Source organism: uncultured Dokdonia sp. (genome assembly GCF_947492535.1).
In the GTDB taxonomy this organism is placed as follows: Bacteria; Bacteroidota; Bacteroidia; order Flavobacteriales; family Flavobacteriaceae; genus Dokdonia.
The window spans coordinates 155,663-182,593 of sequence record NZ_CANLNH010000008.1 but is presented as its reverse complement, the minus strand read 5'-3'; the positions used below and the strand labels follow the sequence as shown (position 1 = coordinate 182,593).

Sequence of the window (26,931 nt, the reverse complement as noted above, 5' to 3'; positions counted from 1 at the left end):
TACAACACGATTTAATATTTTGTTTACTATAAAGCATATTAAAAATTAGCAAAAAGTCCAATAGATGTAAGGGATTCAACTATATTTTAGATTTTGTTTAAAGCAAGTGATCTTTAAACAAAATATACAGTTGTTGTGGTAATGTTGTATTAAAAAAACAACATGTTGTACTAGTTAAAGGTTAATGAAGTAATCATTTAGGTTGATATCCCTTGATAAGTCTAATTTCTTACGAAGTCTGTAGCGTTTTATTTCAACACTACGTGAGGAGATATTTAATAATGGTGCTATTTCTTTAGAAGACATATTTAATCGTAAATAGACACATAATTTCAAATCATTGGCTGTTAAAGAAGCATGCTTCTCTTTCACTTTTCTAAAAAAATCTTTATCAGCATGATTAAAGGCTTCTTCAAAAAAGTTCCAATCTTCTTCATTCTCTATAGTCTTATCAACTAATGATATAATCTTATTTATATCTTCAACTCTTTCAGCCTTTAATAATGCATTTTTAATAGCGTTGAGGGTTTTATTCTTATTAACCATATTCATGGTAGAAACTGCTAATTCTCTATTACGAGCATCTATATCTTGTTTTAAATTGGCATTATTTAATTCTACAATTTGTTTTTCACTCTCTAAAGCTTTCAATTCCATATCTCTTTTTGTTCTATCAAGCGCTAATTGTTGCTGTTTTCTATAATACCGTTTATAAAACCAATTCAATAAGATAAATAATAGCACCGTTAGAATAACATATAAAACGATACTTAAATTAGACAGATACCAAGGCCTATTAATTACAAAAGAATATGTTATTTCATTAGTTGTTTCCTTCCCTCCTACACGCGCTTTTGCTTTAAAAGTATAAGAACTATGTGGCAAATTTTCAAAATGTATACTCGGATTCGTAGTCCAAGGACTCCATACATCATACAGGCCTTCTAATAAGTATGAATATTCAGTAGTAAGGAACTTATCATATTCAGGAACACTATAGGAGAAACTTACGTTATTGTCTCTTGATGAAAACTCTATTTCATCACTGTAAGGAACTAATCTTGGTGACTTTCCTAAACTATGAACACTGGCAGAATTTAATTTTATTTTATACTCTTCAATAACATTATCAGCATCATTCGTATTGACAACTATATAACCATTTGAAGTACCTAATAAGTATTCATTTTCACTAAAACGAACAAAACTTTCATATCCCTCTACAGTATTACGTAAACTAATGGGTATAAATATTTTTTGTATCGTAAAAGCACCGTCTAATTTATCTCTAGAAATACATATAAGATTATCTTTTGTAAATGCCCACAACCTATTTCGATCTTCTACAAGTTTTCCAGTAACAAAGGTTTTATCATTAAATATAAGACTGAGCTTTTCTTCTCGTTTAAATTCTGCACTATTAATTTCATATACAAACACTCCTTCTTGATTTGCATAAAAAATAGTTTCATTCAATCTTGCTAAACTAGAATGATCACCAATATTCACACTTGTATTTTTAAATACCTTTAAAGCTTGTTGGTATTCATCATCTACAGTTATTTCAAAAACACCTTTATACTCGTGATTAACAAGGATTTTAGTATTGCTTGTAACCTCAAAGTGTTTTGATGAATTAACGAAGTTTTCAATTTTATTTCTTATTTCCCATCCTTGTGGAGACTTTTCCAAAACATAAAGACCATCATAATTCCCTTGTAATAAAAGGTTTTCTTTTCCTTCTATTTTTTTAATATCCCAGGTACCTTCAATACCTGCAATTAATTTATTCTTAGCACCTTCTATAATATAAGTTCCATTATTATGTCCACAAAACAGCGTACCATCTATAATTCGTAAATTCCACACTTGCCCCTCAGTACCAGGCATTCTAATAAACTCTGATTGCGAATTTTCAGGTTTATAAAAGAGCCCTTGATTTGTTCCTAAATACATATAACCATTTACAACTGCAGAAGCATATATTGTCCCTAATCTTCCACTCACATCTATATAATGATAAAAAGCACTTTGATTATTTACACAATCTATTCCTGCATCTAAACCAATCCATAAGTTTTGGTCTTTGTCTTCTAACAATGCAAGTGCTGTATTATTATTCAGACCGTTACCTTGCTTTATCTGGTATTCAAATGCCCCTGTTTTTGAAAGCTGAACAATTCCATTTTCAATAGTTCCTAATACTATTGACTCATTTTTGCGTTGAATAGCACTATAAACCGTATATTCTTTAATTGATTCATTACTTACTACATTCCAAGGTACGGACTGTTCCTCTTCTATACTATAAAAACCATTATTTGCTGTAACGCCTATTAATTCACCATCAATTCTAAAGAGATTAATTAAACGTTCCTGAAGAAGCACAGGATTTGAACTAAAGAGAATGGCTTCCCCACTCTCTATAGAATATAATCCTCTTTCTTTAACTTGGAAAAACAAATCATCACCTACTAAAAATAATCGTACCACTTGTTGATCTGGAGTAATCATTTGAATCTGATGGTCTAAAGAATCATATATATAAATCCGATCTAGAGATTGAAAAAGAACATATTGACCATAACTTTCTATGTTCCAAATATGTTCATCTTCAATCATTTCTATTTTCAGACTTGCAACAATAGAAGTGTATTTCAAGACACCTGTACTATCCTTTTCCCATACACCAAAATCCATGTAGGCGCCTGTATATATATTATCAGCAACAGCTTTAACACCTCTAACAATCGTTTTATTAGGAGAAGGATATAAATCCCATTGTGCCCCATTAAAGACTAACAAACCTCTATTATTAGCTACATATATTGTTTTATCAGGACCCTGAGTAAGCATCCAATTTTGATTATCAGCATCATATACACTAGGAGGATAGTTTATTACAGGAGGAAGTTCTTGAGCTTTTAGAAAAACAGAAGAAAATAGTAAAAAGAGTAAACGTATAATATACTTTATCATATAGCTTTTTTTGCTTAAATAGTGACTAAAAGAAGCAGATTTAGATCGTTTACAGATTCTATATTTATCTAAATGAGTTATTAAATCACATTTTTAACTCATACTCAGAGGCAATAACGCCTATACAAGAAATGAAATCACTACAACATTACTACAGCATTAACAAAAAATTAACAAAAAATAGCTATACAGCAGTGATTTTTTAATGTTAAAATAAAAACACTCCAAATATCAATATTCTCAATATTAGCAAGCAAAAACCATCAAATTCTCAAAAAAACAAACATAAATAAGCTAAATGTATAGTTTTTGTGCATTTATATTTAATGATATTAATATTTCATAATTATATATTTACTAGACACAGAAGAATTATAACTCATCATAATTATAAAATGATGTTAACATACTTACTAAAACCAATGATTCAATGAAACATTATTTATTAAGACTATTTCTATTTCTAGCCTCAACTTCAATAGTAGCGCAAGCAAATAAAGTTACTGTTGAAAATGCTAATGATGGTATGAAATTAATGGTAGACGGAAAAGATTTTATGATTAATGGTATGAATTGGGATTACATCCCAATTGGCCAAACCGTAGCAACGACATCCTATCAATTTTGGAATCAATCTGATGATATTATTAAAGAAGCATTAGATGCAGAAATGTCTCTCCTAAAGAATATGGGAGTAAATACTATAAGACAATATGTAGGTGTTAAACCAAAATGGGTACAATACATCTATGAGAATTATGGTATTTATACAATGATAAATCATTCGTTTGGACGTTATGGCCTAACCATAGATGGAGCATGGGAACCTAATACAGATTATGCAGATCCCAGAGTAAGAGAAATATTACTTAAAGAAACGGCTGCCATGGCTAGAGAATTTAAGGACACTCCAGGTATATTATTATTCCTATTAGGTAATGAAAATAACTATGGACTTTTTTGGGACGGAGCAGAAACAGAAGATATTCCAGAAGAAGATAGTAAAACAAAACCTAGAGCTAGAGCAATGTATAAGCTCTTCAATGAAGCTACAGTTGAAATGAAAAAAATCATCACTTCACAACCTGTTGCTATTTGTAATGGAGATTTACTCTTCTTAGATATTATCGCGCAAGAATGTAAAGATATTGATATCTATGGTACAAACATGTATCGAGGTATTTCTTTTGGTGACGCCTTTGAAAGAGTAAAAAATGAGTACGGAAAACCAATCATGTTTACTGAATTTGGATCAGATGCATTTAATGCTATTCAAAATCAAGAAGATCAACAAGCTCAAGCTTATTACATGGTTGGAAATTGGAAAGATATCTATGCAAATGCTGCTGGTCTTGGAAAAGCAGGAAATTCAATAGGAGGATTCACCTTCCAATTTAGTGACGGATGGTGGAAATATGGACAAACTACAAATCTAGATATTCACGATAACAATGCCTCTTGGCCTAATGGTGGGTATCAAAAAGATTTTGTTGAGGGTGAAAATAATATGAATGAAGAGTGGTTTGGTATCTGTGCAAAAGGCCCTACAAATGCAAAAGGCCTTTATACTTTATATCCAAGAGCCGCATATTATGCGTTAAAAGAAGCTCATGAATTAAATCCATATACATTAGGAACTACTGCAGCTACAGTTGAAAATCATTTTAATGATATTCAAATCATCGATGCTGTATTAAGAGCTCGTGGTGATAAAGCAGCTTCAGGAACTGCAGGTGGTAATAAAATAAAAATAAGTTCTTTAAGAGCAGAGTTTACTACATTTAATACAGGAGGTGATCGTATCACAACACCAGAGGATAGAGATCCAAATGCAAATACATTTCCTGATCAACTAGGGTTTGATAATATGGAATCTTATTACATTGGAGTTGAAGCAAGTCCAATGCCAGGATTGAGAGCAAACGTTGTTACTAATATCTTAGGAAATGTAGCTAGAAATCCTATTGATGAGATTTTCTTTGAAAATAGAGGCCGTCCCGTAAATGTTGAAACCGATAATGGAATTGTACCTATCACCGATAATAATAGAGTTCAGATATATCAAGCTGAATTTGATTGGAACACCAAATATGCAAATGTAAAAGGATTCTATCGTACAGGACATTATCACTGGGGATATGAAGGTGATTTCTTTGGATTATATCCTGAAGCAAACTACGGTCCAAACATTGACTTATATAATGGTTTAGCGCCTTTTGGTTTTGAATTTGAAGGAAAAAAAGAATTTAAAGGACTTAAAGTAGCATTTGGTCCAGAACTATGGTGGGGAGCCAATCCTGCTGTGCTTGTTAAATATGAAAAGCAATTTGGCAAATATAAAGTTGCAGGAATTTTTCACGAAGATATTGCACAACAAGGAGGGGCTGGTGTGACATCTGGAGCAATTCCTCAACCAAGAACACGAAGGTTTACAGGATATGCGCAACGTAAATTTGGTAAGTTTGATGTAGAATTAGGGGGTATTTGGGCAGGACAACCTTTAAATGGAAGAGAATATCAAATCGTTCAGAATGATGAAAATGGAAACACAAATGTTTTAGTAAACACTATAGATTCTGATGATAACTGGGGAGGTAAACTAAAAGTTAAATATACTGGAGGTAAATTCAACTGGTATGCACAAGCTGCTGCGCAAGGACTTGTCGCTGGCGGAGGCGCAGATTATACTAAGACATTCACAGGTTGGAGACTTAAAGACAGCGGAAGCGGTAATCAATATAATTTCTTAACAGGTTTCACATATACAATAGGAAATCTTCAAATAGCACCTAATTTCTTATGGCAAGAACCTATAGTAGACCCTATTCCAATAGGATCTCCTGCACCTGCCAGAGCCAGAAATATTCTTGCAGATCCTTTTGTAGTTAGATCAAACAGAAGAACAACAGCAGGTGAAATCTTATTAACGTATGATCCTACACCTGGATCTTGGTTTTATGAATGGGATAACGACAGAGCTGAGGATGCACCATTTGCAGCTAATTTAGGTTTTGTATATCGCCATCTTCCAACAACACAAGATGCTGCTATTGGATTCTTTGGAAATAGTCGTGTTCCTGTTGCATTTGAAGCTGCGCCGTCCGCACAAGACTTATGGGAAATAAACGGTAGAATTGTTTCTAAATTCAATCCAGATTTTGGCCTTATTGCTAACTTCTTTGGAGGCAATGGCCAAGCAAACGGAAGCGATGAGAGAGTTATTAATAGATATGGTACTGATGTACGTGTGATCTATAACAAACTTAAGTTAATAACTGAAGTAAAAGTAGATGATTGGGGACCTTTTGATTTCCATAGAGATTTCAACCTTACATTCCCATTACAATTTAAAGTAGATCTTTCTACTACCGTAGGAAAACCAGATTGGTTCATATTACCTAATACACGCATTGGTATACGTTATACTTGGCGTTCTTTAGATAATTTCTCACCTAGATTTCAATTCCAAGACCCTATCGATATGGGATTCCCTAACGGAAATGAATGGGAGATTAGAACATATTTACACATTAACATTGGAAAATAAAAAGTCATGAACAAGATATTCACAACAAGAAAATTAAGCTACTTCATAGCTGCGCTATTTTTAGTTATTAGTTACAGCTGTCAGCCAGATGATGAAAACTTACCAGAGGCAACTTTTCCAGATATAGCAGAGGTATTTATAGATACGTTTAGCGCAGGATTACAATATGCGGCTTTTGGTACTTCTAAAGTAACTGCATTTGATGTAGATACAGATATTACATTTGAAGGAACCGCTGCTATGCGATTTGACATCCCTAATACAAGTGATCCAGAAGGTGGCTTTGCAGGAGGTGTATTTACTACAGGAGTAGGTAGAAATCTTACCGATTATAATGTGTTAACTTTTTATGCAAGAGCTTCTAAAGGAGAAACTATAAATCAAATAGGATTTGGATTAACCTTTGAAGGAGAAGTTTTCAGAACACAAGTGAATGGTATTCAAGTAGGAACTGCATGGCAAAAATATTTTATTCCTATTCCTAATTCAGCAAGACTTACACAAGAAAGAGGGATGCTTTGGATAGCAGAAGCTGCAGACGACGGATCTTCATACCAATTATGGATAGATGAAGTAAAGTTTGAAAATTTAAATACAATTATTCAAGAAAGTGCTGAAATCCTTAATGGAGTAGATCAAGTAACAGGGGCATCAGCAGGAAATACTATTACAATAGATGGAACATCAGCAACATACAACCTTCCTTCAGGTATTTTACAAAGTCTTACAACAACGGCTGCTTATTTTGACTATACCTCATCAAATGAATCTGTTGCTACTGTAAATGAGTTTGGAGTCGTATCTGTACTAAGCGATGATGGTTCTTCTGTGATAAGCGCTACACTAAATGGTCTTGATGCCAATGGGTCTATCACACTGATGGACGTAGATGCTTCTGGCAATGTAGATGATTCTGAAAATACTGAAATCATGCTTCCGCTAGGTTTTGAATCTGCAACTTTAGGGTATAATCCTGTAGAATTTGGAGGAGCTCCTTCGGCAGTAAGTGGAAATCCACAAGTAGGAGGGTTAAATAACAGTGGTAATGTCTTACGTACACAAAAAGTGACAGGGTCTGAAACTTTTGCAGGGATAATTATGGATCTAGATGTTTCTGTAGATTTCTCAGAATCAGAACAAGTTTCGGCACTCGTATTTGCTCCAGCAGCAGGCACTACGGTATTATTAGGGTTTGAAGACGGTGCTATTGGACAAGCATCTCAAGTTGCAGCTACAGCAACCACTACTGTTGCCAATGAATGGCAAGAACTTACTTTTGATTATACAGGAACAACAAACACTGCTACAGACTATAACAGACTGGTACTTATATATAATAACGGAACCGCAGGAGATGATTCTGTATACTTTATAGATGACATCCAATTAACCGACGGCGATGGCGGCGGTGGCGGTGGAAATGAAGGAGATAATCTACTTGAGAATGGAGATTTTGAACAAGGAATGGTTACCTGGTTTGGAAATGCGTTTAATGTACAAGAAGATGGAGGAAATAGCTTCAATTTATCTGACAATGAAGTTTCTGGAAATCCTTTTGATGTAAACCTAAGCCATCCTGTAGCACTAGAAGCTGGCATAACCTATACACTAAGTTTTGATGCATCTACTTCAATGGAAGACGGTAGTAGAACAATTATTGCAGGAATTGGTCTTAATGAAGGTGATTTCGCCTCAGCTACTGAGATTGTAACCGTTACTTCAGAAACACAAACCTATACGCTTACATTAACACCTCCTGCAGGTAGTACAAATAGTCGTGTATTATTTGATTTAGGATCAGATGGTGGTGTTTTAGTATTGGATAATGTAGTGCTCACCACAGAAGAAACAATGAATGAAGAGACTGAATTACTCACTAATGGAGATTTTGAACAAGGAATGATTACCTGGTTTGGAAATGCGTTTAATGTACAAGAAGATGGTGGAAACAGCTTCAATCTTTCAGATAATGAAGTTTCTGGAAATCCTTTTGATGTAAACTTAAGTCACCCTGTAACTCTAGAAGCTGGCGTAACGTATACGCTAAGTTTTGATGCTTCTACTTCAATGGAAGACGGTAGTAGAACGATTATTGCAGGGATTGGTCTTAACGAAGGTGATTTCGCAGCAGCCACTGAAGTTGTCACTATTACTTCAGAAACACAAACCTATACACTTACCCTTACACCTCCTTCGGGTAGTACAAATAGTCGTGCGTTATTTGATTTAGGAGCAGATGGCGGTGTCTTAGTATTAGACAATGTATCATTAGTTCAAAACTAATAATAAGGAATTATAAATAATGTGATAAAAGATATGGTGTCAATATACGCTTTCGCGAAAGCGTACTCAGAAACAGTACTACAGTACTCCTTGATCCGATATCTTTTGTTTCTCATAAAAAAAGAAAAATGAAAATAAAAAATGTAATCTTAAAAGGCATCGCATACAGCTTGATCTGTATGGCTGTGCTAAGTTGTAATGAAGACGAAGGAAGTACGATCGGTTTGACTAATCTCAACCTAGTTTTTGAAGATGACTTTGATGGAGAAGCTGGTGCATCTATCAATACCGAATTTTGGAATTTTGATATCGGTACTGGTAATAACGGATGGGGAAATCAAGAACTACAATACTACACAGACCGTCCTGAAAATGTTTCTCTAGACGGTGAAGGAAATATGGTGATTACTGCGCGCAGAGAAAACTTTCAAGGAGCTGCTTTTACATCTGCTAGAATAAATACAAGAGACAAAGTAGAGCAGCAATATGGTCGTTTTGAAGCACGTATTCAAATGCCAGGAGGTCGTGGTGTATGGCCCGCTTTCTGGATGCTAGGGAGTAATATTGAAACCGAACCAGATGATGACCCAGCTACGATTGCATGGCCCTTTGTAGGTGAAATAGATATCACCGAAATGAGAGGTCAAGAGCCTTTTAGAACGATTGGTAGCATACACGGTCCTGGATATTCTGGAGGTGGTGCTATCTCTGGCGAGTTGGATCTTATTGATGAGCGTTTTGATGCAGAATTTCATGAGTTTGCTATTGAGTGGAGCCCTGATTTTATAGACTACTTTATTGATGGTGTTCGTTTTAATAGAATAAACAAAAGCGATATTCCAAATGGAACCGACTGGGTTTTTGATGATCAACCATTCTTTATGTTATTAAATGTTGCTGTAGGTGGAACTTTTGTTGGTTTCCCTGTAGATGCAACACCGCTACCTCAACAAATGATCGTAGACTATGTGCGTATATATGAGATAGGAAACTAATCAAAACGCATAACAAGAGACTATCCTCTATAGCATCAAAACAATATATCGAGTTTGATGCTATAGATATTAATATACAATCTAATTGAGCTATTGTTTTATTTGATATATCAAGTAAAATAAAATGTATTACTAATAATGGACGCTACATATGACCATTATTATGAAAAATGACAAATGACAGAACAATCTATTTACATAGGAAATAAACAAGCCACTTTTAATGATCAAGAAATTAAAGGTGAACTTATCACATTAGATAACGAAGTCTATTATAAAATATCTAATAGTGACCAAATGAGGCCCTTCTTTATGAGTCTTATTAGCAACTCAAACCATTGGATGTTTATTGCTAGTAATGGAGGATTATCGGCTGGGAGAAAAGATTCTGACAATGCATTATTTCCCTATTATACAGACGATAAAATTACCGAATCTGCAAATGTAACAGGAAGCAAAACAATGTATCATGTTCATAAAGATGGTAAAACGTATTTATGGGAGCCTTTTTCAAATACATATAAAGGAGTGTACAAAATCACTCTAAACTTGTATAAAAATGAGTATGGCAATAAAGTGGTTTTTGAAGAACATAATACTGATTTAGGGCTGACTTATAGATACCAATGGAGTACTAGTGATGCCTATGGTTTTGTCAAAAAATCGACCTTGGTAAATGATCTTGATACTCCTATCAAAGTAACCGTACTTGACGGGCTACAAAATATCATTCCATATAGTGTAGGTGAAGATCTACAAAAAGCGAGTAGCAATTTGGTAGATGCCTATAAACGCAATGAACTTATCACTGATTCTGGTGTAGGTATGTATGCACTTAGTGCCACCATAGTTGATAAAGCAGAACCTAGTGAAGCATTAAAAAGTAACATTGCTTGGTCATTAGGGATTGAACAACCTACATATCTAGTATCATCACTACAACTAGATACATTTAGACGCGGAGGCACCCTTCATCAAGAAACAGATGTAAAAGCAGAGCGAGGTGCTTATTTTGTAACTACAGACCTTGAATTAGGTAGTAAACAGCAAAAACAATGGATGCTCATTATTGATGTAAACTATACCATAAGTTCCATCACAGCGATCTCTGAAAAAATACAAACAACTCCAAATCTTATGGAGTTAGTACAAGAAGATATTGATAAAGGAACAACACATCTTTTAGAACTTGCAGGCGCATCTGATGCGATGCAGCTAAGTGCTAACGAACTTCGAAATACACGGCATTTTGCAAATACACTTTTCAATATTATGAGAGGTGGCATTTTTGATAAAAACTATCAAATAGAAAAATGGGATTTCGAGCACTATTTAGCGAAAGCAAATACAACCGTTTATAAACAAGAGAAAGCGACTATTAATAAACTACCTGATCTATTTACACTTTCAGATCTTAAGGAACTCGCATCTCAAAGTGACGATCCTCATTTTAAAAGACTTTGCTTAGAATACATGCCCTTAAAGTTTAGTAGAAGGCATGGGGATCCAAGTAGGCCTTGGAATAAATTTTCAATCAATACACGAAGCGAGATCGATGGTTCTAAGGTATTAGATTACGAAGGAAACTGGAGAGATATTTTCCAAAATTGGGAAGCACTAGCCCTCTCCTACCCTGAGTTTATCGAGAGCATGATTCATAAATTTCTAAATGCAACCACTTTTGATGGATATAACCCATACCGAGTTACAAAAGGCGGATTTGACTGGGAAGTGATTGAAGAAGACAATCCATGGGCGTATATTGGGTACTGGGGTGATCATCAAATTATCTATTTACAGAAGTTTTTAGAGATTATTGAAAACCATACTCCTGGGAAATTAGCTAGTTATTTTGATAAAGACCTCTTTGTATATGCAAATGTTCCTTATAAAATTAAAAGCTACTCAGACATCTTAAAAAACCCAAAAGACACTATAAATTTTGACTTTGATCTTGATCATAAGATCAACGAAAGAAGAGCTACTTTGGGTGTAGACGGTGCACTTATACAAGATGCAAATGGTCGTATTTATACTGTAAATTTCATAGAAAAAATACTGGCTACGGTCTTGGCTAAAGTCTCTAACTTTATTCCTGAAGCTGGAATCTGGTTAAATACACAACGTCCGGAATGGAATGATGCAAACAATGCACTCGTAGGTAATGGTGTATCTATGGTAACACTGTATTACTTAAGACGTTTTCTTACATTCTTTGGAGAGATTATAGCAAATGCTTCTGTAAAAGAATCTCAAATATCTGAAGAGTTACTAGAATTTTATAATAGTGTTACATTGACACTAAGCGCTCATAAAAATGTACTAAACGGCGCTATATCTGACAGTGCACGCAAAGCTATTTTAGATGGTCTAGCAACACCTGCAAGCACCTATAGAACCCGCGTATATCAACATGCCTTTTCTGGAAAAAAGAAAGACATTTCTTTGGCTAACATTGCTGATTTTGTTACTACTACCCTAGCATATATAGAACATACTATTGATGCAAATACAAGAGAAGACAACTTATATCACGCCTATAACTTAATGACGCAAGAAGGCGATAAAGAAGTTTCTATAAGCTATTTAGACGAAATGTTAGAAGGACAAGTAGCCGTGCTAAGTTCAGGATATTTAAGTTCTAAAGAAAACCTAGCGGTGCTAGATGCATTAAAAAACAGTGCTTTATTTAGAGAAGATCAATACAGTTATATCCTCTATCCAAATAAAGAGTTATTAAAGTTTTTAGATAAAAATAATATCCCTGAAAAAGCAGTTACTGCATCTCAATTATTACAGCAACTTCTTACGGATGGCAATACGCAAATCATACAAAAGGATATCAAGGGGAACTACCATTTCAATGGTACCTTTAATAATGCCAAAATGCTCAACGAAGCCTTAGACACATTAGGCCCAGCATATCAATCACTTATCACGAAAGAGCGCCAACATATATTAGACACCTATGAAATGGTATTTAATCACAAGGCATTTACAGGAAGATCAGGTACCTTTTTTGGTTATGAAGGACTTGGTTCTATTTACTGGCATATGGTATCTAAACTATTACTGGCAGTTCAAGAATGTTGTTTAAAAGCCATCAAAGAAAATGAAAGTGACGCTATTATTGGCCGATTGTTAGAACACTATTATGAAATCAATGAAGGGATTGGTGTTCATAAATCTCCTAAATTATATGGAGCATTTCCAACAGACCCCTACTCGCATACACCTGCGGGTAAAGGAGCGCAACAACCAGGAATGACGGGACAAGTAAAAGAAGATATTCTAAGTCGTTTTGGAGAATTAGGTGTCTTTGTACGAGAAGGCAAACTCCAATTTAGTCCAGACATGCTTCGTAAATCAGAATTTTTAAAGACCCCACAATCATTTGATTACATAGATATAAACCAAAATAAACAAACGATTACTATTCCAAAAGAGGCGATGTGCTTTACCTATTGTCAAGTGCCCGTTATGTATACCATTTCTGAAAAATCGAGTGTAGAGGTACATTCTAAAAAAGGGACATCACAGATTTTTGAAGGACTCAGCCTTGATGAAATAGTAAGTCAGCAGCTATTTAATAGAACTGGAGATATCGTTCAAATCAACGTTTCAATCACCAGTGACTATTTAAAATAATATATATACGCTTTCGCGAAAGCGTACACTAAAGAAAAACAATAGTAATAAACAAGACTCATGAAAATAACAAAGCACATCTTAGTAGGATTATCACTCGCTTTAGGTGTCTTGTCTTGTAAAGAATCTATGAAAGCCCCAGAAACTCCCAAAGAACAAATAGTAAAAAAAGTGACTGCTAAAGATATATTAGGAAATCCAGACTATGTAGCCATCTCTTATGGTGGATACCGCATGACTTCTCGTGATAGTCAGCCTACAATACCGCAATTAAAAGAAGATTTGAAATTGCTTCACGCCATGGATATTAAGATACTTAGAACCTATAATGTTCAGTTAGCGCAAGCACCTAATATTCTAAAAGCCATTAAAGAACTTAAAGAAGAAGATGTTAATTTTGAGATGTATGTCATGCTAGGTGCATGGATAGATTGCCTAAATGCTTGGACCGATCAAGAACCAAATCACGATATAGAAAGTCCTGATAATGCTGCCGAAATTGATCGCGCAGTAGCACTTGCACAACAGTATCCAGGTATTGTAAAAGTAATTGCAGTAGGGAATGAAGCTATGGTAAAATGGGCGACCTCCTATTATGTACAACCTGATGTTATTTTAAAATGGGTACAGCATTTACAAGCTCTTAAAAACAAAGGAACACTTTCAAAAGATTTATGGATTACGAGTTCTGATAATTTTGCCTCTTGGGGAGGTGGTGAAAACCAATATCACGTAAAAGCATTAGAAGAACTGATGGCAGCTGTAGATTATCTTTCAGTGCATACCTACCCCATGCATGATACGCATTACAACCCTACATTTTGGGGTGTATTTGGCCAAGAAAATGAGCAAACACATTTAGAAAAAATAGACGCGGCTATGCTACGTGCTAAAAACTATGCCATTGCACAAAAAGACAGCGTTGCTAGGTATATGAAAAGCTTAGGAATAAGCAAACCTATTCATATTGGAGAAACTGGATGGGCAAGTGCTTCCAATGGACTCTACGGACCCAATGGTTCTAAAGCAACCGATGAATATAAAGAAGCCTTATACTATGAGCATATGCGCAATTGGACCAATGAAAATGGAATGTCTTGCTTCTATTTTGAAGCCTTTGACGAACCTTGGAAAGATGCTCATAACAGTGGAGGGTCAGAAAATCATTTTGGATTATTTACAGTAGATGGAAAAGCAAAATATGCGCTTTGGAAACTCGTAGACCAAGGAGTTTTTAAAGGCTTAACACGCAACGGAAACACAATAACCAAAACCTATAACGGAGATAAAGAAGCATTACTTGCTGATGTATTATCCCCGCCAGCAAAAGGAAAGGTTGTATTGAATTAATATCAATGAATAGCAATCGAAATAATTAATAGTTAAGATAATAGGTTTTATAAAATTTTAAATACATGAAATATTTAAAAATATATGGTTTATTAATGCTCGCAACAGTACTCATGGCATGCACAAAAGAACAATCACTTCAAGTTGAAGTATATGAAACTTCAGCAAGCGGAAATAAATTAACTGCTGTAAATGCAATATCTAAGGCAGACACCTTAGAAAAAATTACTTTATTTCCAGAAAAAGAATTACAAACCATTACTGGTTTTGGAGGTGCTTTTACAGAATCTTCTGCTTATTTACTCAATCGATTAAGTAAAAAAAATAGAGATACGATTATCCAAGCGTATTTCAGTAAAGAAGGTGCTAACTATTCACTTACCAGAACCCATATGAACTCTTGTGATTTCTCTTTATCACAATATTCATATGCGCCTGTTGAAGATGATATGCAATTGGAGCACTTTTCGGTTAAAGAAGATAAGGACGATTTAATCCCAATGATTAAAGATGCCATGGCTGCTTCTGAAGATGGATTTGAAATTTTCGTATCCCCTTGGACTGCCCCGCCATGGATGAAAGATAATAAGGAATGGGTAGGCGGAAAACTACTTCCTGAATACTATGACACTTGGGCTTTATTCTTCTCAAAATATATAGACGCATACAAAGCTGAAGGAATTGACCTTTGGGGGTTCACCGTAGAAAATGAACCACATGGAAATGGGAATAACTGGGAAAGTATGCACTATACACCTGATGAAATGACCAATTTTGTGCAAAATCATTTAGGTCCAAAACTAGAAGCAGATGGTCATGGTGATAAAATCATTTTAGGATATGATCAGAATAGAGAAGGCTTAAAAGAATGGGTAGATTCTATGTATGCTACAGAAGAGTCCTCCAAATATTTTGATGGTACAGCCATACATTGGTATGAAAGTACGTATGCAGTATTCCCAGAAGAATTACAATATGCGCATAACAAAGCCCCAAACAAATTACTTATAGAAACAGAAGGTTGCATTGATTCTGAAGTGCCTGCGTGGAAAGATGATACGTGGTATTGGAGTAAAGAAGCTACAGATTGGGGGTTCGATTGGCGTGAAGAAGAAAAGAAATACTTACACCCAAAATATGCCCCTGTAAACAGGTATGCCAGAGATATTATAGGTTGCCTTAATAACTGGGTAGATGGTTGGGTAGATTGGAATATGGTATTAGACACCCAAGGAGGTCCTAACTGGTTTAAAAACTGGTGTGCCGCACCTGTCATTGTAGATCCAGACAAAGACGAAGTATACTTTACACCACTCTATTACACCATGGCACATTTTAGCAAATACATCCGTCCAGGAGCAAAAGTGATTGCTCTTGAAAGTCCCGCAGATAAAAAGTTTATGGTGACTGCTGCCAAAAATCCTGATGGCTCTATTGCTGTGGTTGTTTTTAATGAAGAACCACAAGCAAGAGATTTTAGCTTAACACTTAAAGAAGAAACTGTAAACCTTCATATTGAAGGACAAGCATTGCAAACGATTATGATTCCAAGTCGTAAATGATAATATATAGCATATACATAATGAATACTACGATAGCTCGCAATAAGATGGGGTCTTTATACGCTTTCGCGAAAGCGGACTTAGAATTATTACCGGTATTAATCAACTAATTACTAACCAAAACTCTAAAAAATTATGTCCACAACTACTCAAAAAGTACCATTTGGTCAGAAAGTAGCTTTCGGTATTGGAATGCTCGCTAATCAAATGTTTCCTGCCGCATTAGGAATATTTATGGTGGTATTAATTCAAAACTTAGGATTTCCAACTTGGATGTATTCAATCTTGTTTTTCTTACCCAGAATACTCGATGCTTTTACTGATCCTATTATGGGTTTCATTTCTGATAATACAAAATCTAAATGGGGAAGACGTCGTCATTATGTATTTGCAGGTGCAATAATTATGGGAGTGTCTTATATATTAATGTGGCAATTACATAAAGACAGTGGTTTAGAATATAATTTCATTTATTATTTATTATGGTCATTTGTATTTTATTTAGGACTGACCATTTTTAGTGTCCCCTATGTTGCTATGGGTTATGAAATGAGTGATGATTTTCATGAACGAACTAACATCATGGCCGTTGCACAATGGATAGGGCAATGGGCTTGGGTTATAGCTCCATGGTTTTGGGTAATTATGTATGATGAAAGTTGGTTTGAATCTGCAGAAGTCGCTGTTAGGGAGTTAGCGATTTGGGTCGGTATAATTTTTATGATTTGTGCGATGGTGCCTGCTATTTTCATTAAAGGCGAATCAACTTTACATGAAGATTATGCGCCATTAAATTTAAAGACTATAGGAAGTAGTTTAAAAGAGATACGAAAAGGTTTTAAGGAAGCATTTAAAATTAAACAGTTTAAAAAACTATGTATCTCCACCTTTTTCATTTTTAACGCTTTTAATACTGTTGCTGGTTTTTCCTTTTTCATCATTGTATACTATTTATTTGATGGAGTCACTGGTGATGATGGAGCATGGATATGGCCAACGCTATTCGGAAGTGTAGGAGCTTTAGTTACTACTTTTTTAGTAATTCCTATCGTTGCTAGAATGTCCAAAGCAATGGGTAAAAAGAAAGCATTTATAGTATCACAAAGTATTTCAATAATAGGATATATCTTGTTGTGGTTTTTATTTATTCCAGGAAAACCATATGTCGTTTTATTTGCATTACCTTTTTTCTCTTTTGGAATAGGGGCGCTATTTACGTTAATGATGTCTATGACAGCAGATGTTTGTGATTTAGATGAACTCAATTTTGGACAACGCCGCGAAGGTATTTTTGGAGCCATTTATTGGTGGATGGTAAAATTTGGTTTTGCTATTGCAGGTGGATTAAGTGCACTCATAATGTTTGCCGTTGGATTTGATCCTGAACTACCAACACAACCAGATGGAGCTGTTACTGGATTACGCATTTTCTTTTCTGCATTCCCTATTATAGGTACATTAATTGCTATTTACCTCATGCGAGATTATGACCTTACAGAAGAACGTGCTTTAGAAATAAGTGCAGAATTAGAAAGACGTAAAAAACCTACCTCTTTTTATGAAACGGGTAAACTAGCAACATTAATGGGTGCTTCAGTAGCTGCTAATTCAAAGTACGATATAGATTTTAGTGGGATGTCTACCGATGAACTCAAATCACTATTTACAAAATCATTAAATGGTGGATTACACGGGATATGTTTTAGTCCATATACAGAAGGTCAAAATATTGGTGATCAATTATCAGAAGTACAAATACAACGCCGTATGGATGTGATCGCTCCTCATACCAAATGGGTACGTTCATTCTCTTCTACACACGGAAATGAATTTATCCCTAAAGCAGCTCGTAACAATGGACTAAAAACCATGGTAGGTGCTTGGATTGGAAGTGATAAAGTTCAAAATGGGAAAGAGATTGATTCACTTATTCAGCTTGCAAAAAACAAACTTGCAGATATTGCTGTTGTTGGTAACGAAGTGCTTATGAGAGGTGACTTGAGTGTGCAAGAAATTATTATACATATCAATAAAGTTAAAAAAGAACTACCGGGAATTCCAGTAGGGTATGTAGATGCGTATTACCAGTTTCATGAGCATCCTGAGCTTATAGAAGTTTGTGATGTCATTTTAGTAAACTGTTATCCATTCTGGGAAGGAAGTAGTATAGAAGAAGCTACTCGTTACCTACGACAAATGTATACAGTTACTAAAAACATTTCAAAAGGGAAACCTGTAATTATCACAGAAACCGGATGGCCAAATCAAGGAGATAGCGTAGAAGGTGCTACACCAACTACAGAAAATGCCATGAAATATTTCATTTCGGCTAGTAATATGTCTAAAAAGAGTTCTATACCCCTATTCTATTTTTCATCTTTTGATGAATCATGGAAAGTACATCAGGAAGGTGATGTAGGAGCACGCTGGGGATTATGGAATACTAGTGAAAAATTAAAATACTAATATATATGTCATATAGAGGAGACCATAACTTTCTACTTGAAAACACAGACTTTACAAACCATAAAGGTCTTGATTTTAGTAAGTATACTGACAAAGAACTGAAAAAGCTTTGGCGAAAAACAGTAAAAGCTGGAATGCACGGATTGTGTTTTAGTATGTACGAAGATGGACAGGAACCTGGTGATATTATTACCGAAGCACAGGTAGAACGAAGAATAAACATCATAAAACCCTATACAAAATGGGTACGCTCTTTCTCTTGTATTGAAGGGAATGAATACATCCCTCGTATAGCTCATAAACATGGACTCAAAACAATGGTCGGTGCTTGGTTAGGAGATGATCTACAAAAAAATGAAGATGAAATTGAGGCTCTTATAGCGTTAGCAAAAGAAGGCTGTGTTGATATTGCTGCCGTAGGAAATGAAGTAATGTATCGTGGTGATCTTACAGAAGAACAATTGTTAGATTATATGCATATCGTTAAAGAAGCCTTACCTGATATTACAGTAGGGTATGTAGATGCTTATTACGAATTTTCTCATAGACCAAAAATTACAGAAGCTTGTGATGTGATCTTATCTAATTGTTATCCCTATTGGGAAGGATGTGATCAAGAAAACTCTTTGAATCACATGCAGCAAATGTTTGGACAAGCGACGCATGCTGCAAATGGGAAAAAAGTAATTATTACAGAAACAGGTTGGCCTAGTCATGGAACGAATCTAAAAGGAGCATATCCTTCAAAAGAAAATGCCATGAAATATTTTATCAATGCACAAGCTTGGTCTGCAAAAGAAAATATAGAATTATTCTATTTTTCATCCTTTGATGAATCTTGGAAAGTAGGTCCAGAAGGCGATGTAGGTGCCTATTGGGGACTATGGGATAAACGCGAGAAATTAAAATTTTAAAAATAATACATCATAGTATACGTATACCATATGATTGTGAAGAATTTATATAGGTAACTTGAACCCCTTTTAAACAATGCATCCTCATTTTACGTATTAAAATGGGGATGTCCTTTTTTTAGTATAGTTTAATGCTTTCCATAATCCTTCACACCCGCTTCTATTCTAATGGTAACATCATTATCATCAGGAGGAATGGCACAGGAATACCCTTCAGTATATGCGCAATAGGGATTATAGGCTTTATTAAAATCAATGATTAACTGGTTGTCTCTTATATCTGATATGCCTATATCTACATATCGTCCCCCTCCATAAGAACCGTCTCCACTCGTATAATCTGTAAAACCTAGCATGAGATGATCTGCATATTTATGATTAGGTGTCGCTGTAAATGTTGGGTTTTGATAAATGGAAAGTGTATGTGTTTTTCCTAATAGATCAAAAGTTACTTCTCCATATTTCACATACGTTCTAGGAATACCTGTAGAAGTAGCCATAGGAAATGGTGTTGAATTTGGTGTTCTAGTAAAGGTTGCGCTTACGCGAAATTTTAAGTCGATGGGATAGAATTCTAATCCATGAAATTTTTTTAATTGCTTCTTACTTAGAATAGACGTTTCTGGGTTTTTATATACTTCCGAAAGTGAATCTTGATGTTTCTGAGCGTGTTCTATTAATAATTTATGATGATCAGTTAACGCTGTATCTGTCTGACAAATAGCAATTTTCGCGAAAGCAAAAACAACTAAAAAAATATAAATTTTCATTTTTCTTCATTTAAGAATGTACAAGTAACACATTTTTTACTTAGTTTTGAAGTATCAAATAAAGAAAAATGAAACAAGTCAATACATGTTACCGATCTCAGAAGTGGAATTCTTTCCACTGTCGGATGCTATGTATTGTCTCTATATAATATATTTATAAAGTAACAAATACTAAAGTCCGACGCTCTGTGTCGGACTTTATACTTTTATAGAGTCGACACAGGAATATATAACTCTTAAACACCTGTGTAATGAAACTCATAATACGCAATTATATAAAAACATTTGAAGGCCTCTCTAAAGAGGTTTGGTGGTTATCACTTATTACTTTTGTAAACCGTTTTGGGGCGATGGTGATTCCATTTCTATCTATTTATCTCAATGAAAGTATCGGAATTACAATCAGTGATGTAGGTTGGATTATGTCTGCTTATGGTTTAGGATCTGTGGTAGGCTCTTATATTGGAGGTAAATTAACAGATCGTATAGGTTATTATAAGGTAATCCTTATGAGTCTCTTTTTTACAGGAATTAACTTCCTATGGGTAATGCATATTTCTGATTTTTGGGGATTATGTTTCTCATTTTTTATTCTCATCACACTTGCTGATATGGGACGCCCTGCTTTTTTTGTGGCACTAAGCGCATACTCAAAACCAGAAAATAAAACACGATCGCTCACGCTCTTGCGACTTGCCATTAACTTAGGAATGGGTGCTGGACCTATGATTGGTGGGCTTTTAATAGGAACCGTAGGTTATCATGCACTCTTTTATACCGATGGGTTTACCTGTTTGTTAGCAGGCTTATTAATGATGTATGTTTTAAATCCAAAAACGGTAAAAGAAGTAGATACGGAAGTGATTGTAGAAAATCCTATAGCACCAGAAAAAGACATCTCCTATGTTTACTTTCTTATAGGACTCGTACTATTTGCTATGGCTTTTCTTCCATTATTTACGGTAGTACCCCTTTATTATACAACTGTTTATGAAATAAGTAAACCTAATATTGGATTACTTATGGGAATCAATCCAATAATGATCGTGCTACTAGAAATGCCTTTAGTAGCTTGGTTGTTAAAAAAGAAGTATGATAATATCCAACTCACTATTATAGGGATTGCGTTTACAGGACTTAGTTATATTGTACTTGTATGGGAAGCGTGGATAGGTGTTTTATTTATTTCTATTATACTTATGACTTTTGGGGAAATGATAGGGTTTCCTTTTAGTAATAAATTTGCATTAGATCGTTCTAAAATAGGGAAACAAGGCGCTTTTATGGGATTGTATTCTATGGCATTTGCTATAGCTAATATCTTTTCTCATAATGCAGGTATGCAAATAACGGCAAAATATGGATTTAAAATTGTTTGGTTATTTATATTCGGCCTCACAGTCATTGCATGTTTTTTTATGTACTTATCTAGACGAAAAGTAATGGAAGAAACAGCGACAAAAAACCTATCTTTAAAATCTAAATAATATACATGAAGCATCTATTTATTCTAATAGCGGTACTAGCACTCTACTCTTGCGAGACTAAAGAAGGAAAACAGATAGAAACAGAGGTGCCTAATACAGAAATTACTACGTCTAATAACGCTTTCGCGAAAGCAAAACCAGAACTAAAAGAAGGGCGATATAATGTCGCCTTTCTAATCATGGACGGAACCTATAACACAGAACTCACAGCGCCTTTTGATATCTTTCAACATACACAGTATCGCGAAAACATCAAGCAGATGAATGTATTTACGGTAGCAAATACCCTAGACCCAATCCGAACATTTGAAGGCATGTACCTCCTACCCGACTTTGATTATACAGCACCAGACCTACCTAACATCGATATTCTGGTAGTACCAAGCGCAGAACACCATCTAGATACTGATTTAGATGACCAAGTAATGATTGATTTTGTCAAAAAGGTAGATCAAAATGCACAATTTATCACCTCACATTGTGATGGTGCATTTGTTCTAGCAAAAGCAGGATTATTGGATGGAAAAGTATCCACTACTTTCCCTAGTGACATAGACAAGATGCGTGAAACATTTCCACAGCTTGATATTCGTAAGGAAGTATTATTTGTTCACGATGACAAGTACATAACCTCAGCAGGTGGTGCCAAAAGTTTTGAAGCAGCACTCTACCTAGCAGAGCATTTATATGGAGCAGAAATTGCGCGTTCTCTTGCTGGAGGACTTGTTATAGATTGGAAATTGGATAAAGTACCCCATCTGATTATTGAATAGGTATATCTTTTACTGTTTGCGTGCTTCACCTGGAACTTTACCATATTCCTGTTTAAAAACACGTGTAAAATAATTAGGATCATTAAAACCTACCTCATAGGCAATTTCAGAAATATTCATCTCTGTTGTTTCCAATAAAACAGATGCTTTTTTTAAACGTATTGATCTAATAAATTGAGAAGGTGTTTGTCCTGTAAGTGCTTTTAATTTTCGATACAATTGAATATGACTTAACCCCATAAATTCAGAGATTGTATTGACTGACAAATCACTATCTTGAATATGGTCGTCTACATAAGAGCGTAATTTATCTATAAATATATTTTCTCGTTTAACTAAAGGCTCAGGAATTGTTTTGACAGTACCTGAATAATAGGCTTGCAGTTTCTCTCTGGTAGTCAATAAGTTTTTGAGTTGGACTAATAACTCCTCTTTCTCAAAAGGTTTAGATAAATAGACATCGGCACCTATGCCTAATCCTTCTAGTTTGGAAGAAATATCAGCTTTAGCTGTTAAGATGATAATGGGAATATGACTGGTTCGACTATCGTTCTTTAAAAAATCACAAACTTCATAACCATTTTTTTCAGGCATCATAATATCCGTTATCACAATATCTGGAATACGTTCTAACGCCATTTCTATTCCTTCATGACCATTAATAGCTACATTGATCTCATAACTAGCTTCTAGGATAGCTCGTATATATGTCACAACACCACTATTATCCTCTATAAGCAAGAGTAATGGTTTATCTGCTGTAGTGTGATCAGTAAGATTATTAATTTCGTCAATAGTTGTTTGAAATTCGTTCTCGGTAAAAATAGTGGCTAGTGTTTTATCTACCTCTCTTTCAAATTCTTCATTTTCTATAGGTAAACATACTATAAAACGTGAGCCCCAAGACTTTTCACTCTGAACGCTAATAGAACCTTTCATTAATTCTATCAATTCTTTTGTTAAGGCTAGTCCTATTCCTGTACCTTCAAAAGTTTTACTTCTATGCTGAGCCTCGTTAGTATTACTAACTTGATAAAAACGCTCAAAAATATGAGGCAAATCTTTAGCATCAATACCTGTACCTGTATCCTTAACAGTAATTTCAATATGCGGTCTGCCTTTATATGATATGGTCTTTAACGTAAGATTTACTTTTCCTCCAGGTCGTGTAAATTTGATTGCGTTAGATAAAAGGTTATAGATTACATGTTGTAGTTTGATTTCATCATAGTCCATAACCAATCCTTTCATATCAGAATGGAAACTCAAATGTACTTTCTTATCTGAAGCCATAGAATAAAAAGACTCTGTCAAATATTTTAAATACAAAATGATGTCCCCTTTAGTTGTATCCATCTTCAAAGTTCCTGAATCCAGTTTTGATAAATCTAATAATTGATTGATAAGACGTAATAAGTTTTTAGCATTTCGTTTTATTAAATCACGTTCTTTATCAAATCCTTTGATGGTATCATTCATGCCCATAATCACAGTAAGTGGGGTTCGGAATTCATGAGTAATATTAGTATACAAACGTGTTTTCAAATCGTCTACTTCCTTTAAGCGTTTTGTCTCTTGTTTTTCATATTGACGTTTTAAATTAAATCTATAAATAAGGAATCCAAGGCCAAAAATGAGTAAAACACCTACAATTTTAGCCCATAGTGTTTGATACCAATATGGTCGCACAATTACAGTAATATCGCGTTGGTTTTGAGAAGCAGTTTCTGGAACGAGTCCACCTCTCATTTTAAGTGTATATATTCCAGGAGGGAGATTTTCGTAGCGTACCTTATTGTTATTTCGTGCAATAGAATTCCAGTCCGCTTCATAATTTTCAAGGTAATAGCTATAACTGTTACTCCCAGTACTTCTAAAATCAGTAACGAGGAAAGACAACTCAAAAAAGCGATCTCCGGGCTGCAATACGATGCTATCTATGTTCTGAATTCCTTTTTTTTGACTTATGACTTTTTCTTCTTCTCCATTATATTGCGCATAAGAAGTAAGGATGATTTGTGATTTTTCAGACGAAACCTGATTGTAATAACGCAACACATCCTCTGGAAAAAAACTAATAGTTGGACGATCAGTTCGATCTGTCCCAAAGAAGAACTGTCCTTTTTTACTTTTGTAATACGAAGCTCTGTTGTATTCATAGCCCATCACATTGGGATGAAGCGGAAAGTCCATAAACTGCCCAGTTTCTGAATCGAAACGAAAAATACCCTTGCTAGTACTGAGCCATAAAAAGCGATCATCATCTTCTGGGAGAATACCATATACCAAACGGGATTCTGGATTGTCGGGATCAAAGGTATAATGTGTAATGTCTGAAAAGCCAAGATCAATACGACTCAATCCCGACCCATGCCCAATCCACATACGTCCTTGACTATCTTCGTAAAAAGCAGACACTACATTGTTTGGTAGAGAGATAGCACCATTATCTTTTCGATCTAGATGATGTAACAAAGTTCCATCTTCATCAAAAACAAAGATGCCTACGCCATAGGTACCTAGCCAGATCGTACCATCAGAAGGACGTTGGTACCAGTCATTAAGACTGACTACCGCCGATTGTAAGGCTTTAATAGGAATACGCTTAATGCGTTTGCCTGTATCAGGGTCATAAATGCCTATATAGGGAACGCCCCAATGAGCTTTCCATAATTCGCCCTTTGTAGTAATAAGAGATAAATAAGGTCCAAGATTAAAATCCAATTCCACATCATCAAAGTGTTTGGTATATCCTTCAACGGGGTTCACAATTCCGTTACCGGCATACATTTTGTCCTTATAAGAATTTACATGATACCAATAACTTCCAGCAAGGTTTCTTTTTGCCAGAGAAACCACCTTATCGGTATCAGGGTCATACCGATTTATCGAAGAGCCTTGCTCATATTTGTTATACAAGTCGACACTTCCATAGACATATCCTTCCCTATCCTCTATAAAAGAACGCAATCCTAAAGGTGGTAATAATTTAAAGGCAGGAGGTTGTGGCGTTAATTTATGAAGCCCATCTATACTACCCCACCAGATAATTCCAGATTTTGTTTTGAGGGTTGTAAAAGGGTGCTTTGTTAAAAAATTTTCCGAGGTATTAATAATTTGAATAGGATTGTCAAGTGCTTCATCCAGATTTCTGGCATCAGCAAATGAAAAATAACGCTCATTAATAATGGTTATCCGTTGTAGGTAATTATTGGTATCCACAGTAGAAGAGATGGTTCCACGTCCTGTTGAAACCACATCTTTAGTCAATGTAAATTGATTACTATTGGGAGATTTTTTCCATATCGTACAGGAGTTGATATACTGTCCTTCTTTATATGCAAGATTTTGTTTACATGCACCTCCCAGCCAGACTGTGCCATCTTTTTCTACCCGAAAGTTAAACGTTGTGATAACAGACGCAGGTACTTGAGGTATCGCTATACTAGCTACTTTTCCATTTACAGACCAGATTTCGAAGTCAGTTTCTGCTTTCGCAAAAATAGTTTCTCCTACACGTTTAATAAGCACACTCCCATGTGTGCGTATAGGCTTGGTAGTAAGTTGTTGGAAAGGCCCATGGTTTTTAGAGATCAATATATGATATTCGGGATTTGTATCTTGAGTATTAAGTTGCAAAGCGCCCCATACATAGGTGTCTCCCCCATTTTTTGTAACGGCAATTCCGGAAAGGGATCCCAATTGGATCTGCTCGCTATTTAGGGCAATGGTTTTAGGGTTGTCCTGAACAATAGGGTCGAAAATACGAATACCATCCCCATCATTGAGATAGAGTTTGTCTTCAAATCCTTCAAAAACAATATCACGACTGGCAAAATTTTGTTCATTAGGCAAGGGAAAACGCTTTACTTTTTCGCCATCATAATAAGCCAGTCCCTTTCCATAGACTCCCATCCATATAATACCAACAGGGTCTTCGTACAAACTGTACACATTTCCAAAATTGGCACGCTCTTCTTCAGTTAAATAGGAAGCCAAGTAATTTTCTTGTGCAATACAAGAATCTCTAATCAAAAAAAAAACTAGAAGGCTAGCGTAGCGTAATAATTGCCGTTTCATCAAAATAAAGAAGTTCTCAAAATTAAGGATAGTAATATATTAAAGTTATAAGAATTTGAATAGCACAAATCTTTCTC

13 protein-coding genes are annotated in these 26,931 nt (G+C 35.1%); 10 read left to right on the top strand and 3 right to left on the bottom strand.

Annotated elements, in window-relative coordinates:
• Nucleotides 1–174: 174 nt before the first annotated feature.
• Complete coding sequence (locus Q1A60_RS12665; protein WP_299766371.1) at nt 175–2,979, bottom strand: two-component regulator propeller domain-containing protein; 2,805 nt, start codon at nt 2,977–2,979, stop codon at nt 175–177.
• Between the two features lie 430 nt (nt 2,980–3,409).
• On the opposite strand from Q1A60_RS12665, the gene Q1A60_RS12660 reads away from it, so the two are divergent.
• The 8 genes from Q1A60_RS12660 (at nt 3,410) to Q1A60_RS12625 (ending at nt 19,744) form a co-directional block, all read left to right on the top strand.
• Complete coding sequence (locus Q1A60_RS12660) at nt 3,410–6,526, top strand: glycoside hydrolase family 2 TIM barrel-domain containing protein (RefSeq protein WP_299766373.1); 3,117 nt, start codon at nt 3,410–3,412, stop codon at nt 6,524–6,526.
• 6 nt (nt 6,527–6,532) lie between these two features.
• Nucleotides 6,533–8,809, top strand: a complete 2,277-nt coding sequence (locus Q1A60_RS12655; protein ID WP_299766375.1) for a carbohydrate binding domain-containing protein — start codon at nt 6,533–6,535, stop codon at nt 8,807–8,809.
• 128 nt (nt 8,810–8,937) lie between these two features.
• Complete coding sequence (locus tag Q1A60_RS12650) at nt 8,938–9,804, top strand: glycoside hydrolase family 16 protein (protein WP_299766377.1); 867 nt, start codon at nt 8,938–8,940, stop codon at nt 9,802–9,804.
• Between the two features lie 177 nt (nt 9,805–9,981).
• Complete coding sequence (locus Q1A60_RS12645) at nt 9,982–13,452, top strand: hypothetical protein (protein WP_299766379.1); 3,471 nt, start codon at nt 9,982–9,984, stop codon at nt 13,450–13,452.
• A gap of 60 nt (nt 13,453–13,512) precedes the next feature.
• A complete protein-coding gene (locus Q1A60_RS12640) occupies nt 13,513–14,802 on the top strand; it encodes a glycosyl hydrolase family 17 protein (RefSeq protein ID WP_299766381.1) in 1,290 nt (429 codons plus the stop codon).
• 65 nt (nt 14,803–14,867) lie between these two features.
• Nucleotides 14,868–16,364, top strand: a complete 1,497-nt coding sequence (locus Q1A60_RS12635) for a glycoside hydrolase family 30 protein (protein WP_299766383.1) — start codon at nt 14,868–14,870, stop codon at nt 16,362–16,364.
• Nucleotides 16,365–16,499: 135 nt separating this feature from the next.
• Entirely contained in the window at nt 16,500–18,830 is a 2,331-nt protein-coding gene (locus Q1A60_RS12630; protein ID WP_299766385.1) for an MFS transporter, read from the top strand.
• Nucleotides 18,831–18,835: 5 nt separating this feature from the next.
• The gene (locus tag Q1A60_RS12625) at nt 18,836–19,744 is read left to right on the top strand and encodes a glycosyl hydrolase family 17 protein (RefSeq protein WP_299766387.1); all 909 of its coding nucleotides are present in this window, start codon (nt 18,836–18,838) and stop codon (nt 19,742–19,744) included.
• Nucleotides 19,745–19,872: 128 nt separating this feature from the next.
• Here the strand turns inward: Q1A60_RS12625 and Q1A60_RS12620 are convergent, their stop codons facing one another.
• Entirely contained in the window at nt 19,873–20,514 is a 642-nt protein-coding gene (locus Q1A60_RS12620) for a DUF1684 domain-containing protein (protein ID WP_299766389.1), read from the bottom strand.
• A 251-nt stretch (nt 20,515–20,765) separates the two neighbouring features.
• Here Q1A60_RS12620 and Q1A60_RS12615 point away from each other — a divergent pair, with 251 nt between their 5' ends.
• Both Q1A60_RS12615 and Q1A60_RS12610 read left to right on the top strand, forming a co-directional pair.
• Nucleotides 20,766–22,001 (top strand): MFS transporter, encoded by a 1,236-nt coding sequence (locus tag Q1A60_RS12615; protein ID WP_299766391.1) that lies wholly within the window; start codon nt 20,766–20,768, stop codon nt 21,999–22,001.
• 5 nt (nt 22,002–22,006) lie between these two features.
• The gene (locus Q1A60_RS12610; protein ID WP_299766393.1) at nt 22,007–22,774 is read left to right on the top strand and encodes a DJ-1/PfpI family protein; all 768 of its coding nucleotides are present in this window, start codon (nt 22,007–22,009) and stop codon (nt 22,772–22,774) included.
• Nucleotides 22,775–22,783: 9 nt separating this feature from the next.
• Here Q1A60_RS12610 and Q1A60_RS12605 read toward each other — a convergent pair whose 3' ends face one another.
• Nucleotides 22,784–26,854 (bottom strand): ATP-binding protein, encoded by a 4,071-nt coding sequence (locus Q1A60_RS12605; protein ID WP_300007793.1) that lies wholly within the window; start codon nt 26,852–26,854, stop codon nt 22,784–22,786.
• Nucleotides 26,855–26,931 lie beyond the last annotated feature (77 nt).

Bases quoted from the DNA above. Each gene is read 5' to 3' on its own strand.
- Q1A60_RS12655 (WP_299766375.1), top strand. From the start codon at position 6,533: ATGAACAAGATATTCACAACAAGAAAATTAAGCTACTTCATAGCTGCG.
- Q1A60_RS12645 (WP_299766379.1), top strand. From the start codon at position 9,982: ATGACAGAACAATCTATTTACATAGGAAATAAACAAGCCACTTTTAAT.
- Q1A60_RS12665 (WP_299766371.1), bottom strand. From the start codon at position 2,979: ATGATAAAGTATATTATACGTTTACTCTTTTTACTATTTTCTTCTGTT.
- Q1A60_RS12620 (WP_299766389.1), bottom strand. From the start codon at position 20,514: ATGAAAATTTATATTTTTTTAGTTGTTTTTGCTTTCGCGAAAATTGCT.
- Q1A60_RS12630 (WP_299766385.1), top strand. From the start codon at position 16,500: ATGTCCACAACTACTCAAAAAGTACCATTTGGTCAGAAAGTAGCTTTC.
- Q1A60_RS12660 (WP_299766373.1), top strand. From the start codon at position 3,410: ATGAAACATTATTTATTAAGACTATTTCTATTTCTAGCCTCAACTTCA.
- Q1A60_RS12625 (WP_299766387.1), top strand. From the start codon at position 18,836: ATGTCATATAGAGGAGACCATAACTTTCTACTTGAAAACACAGACTTT.
- Q1A60_RS12610 (WP_299766393.1), top strand. From the start codon at position 22,007: ATGAAGCATCTATTTATTCTAATAGCGGTACTAGCACTCTACTCTTGC.
- Q1A60_RS12640 (WP_299766381.1), top strand. From the start codon at position 13,513: ATGAAAATAACAAAGCACATCTTAGTAGGATTATCACTCGCTTTAGGT.
- Q1A60_RS12635 (WP_299766383.1), top strand. From the start codon at position 14,868: ATGAAATATTTAAAAATATATGGTTTATTAATGCTCGCAACAGTACTC.
- Q1A60_RS12650 (WP_299766377.1), top strand. From the start codon at position 8,938: ATGAAAATAAAAAATGTAATCTTAAAAGGCATCGCATACAGCTTGATC.
- Q1A60_RS12605 (WP_300007793.1), bottom strand. From the start codon at position 26,854: ATGAAACGGCAATTATTACGCTACGCTAGCCTTCTAGTTTTTTTTTTG.
- Q1A60_RS12615 (WP_299766391.1), top strand. From the start codon at position 20,766: ATGAAACTCATAATACGCAATTATATAAAAACATTTGAAGGCCTCTCT.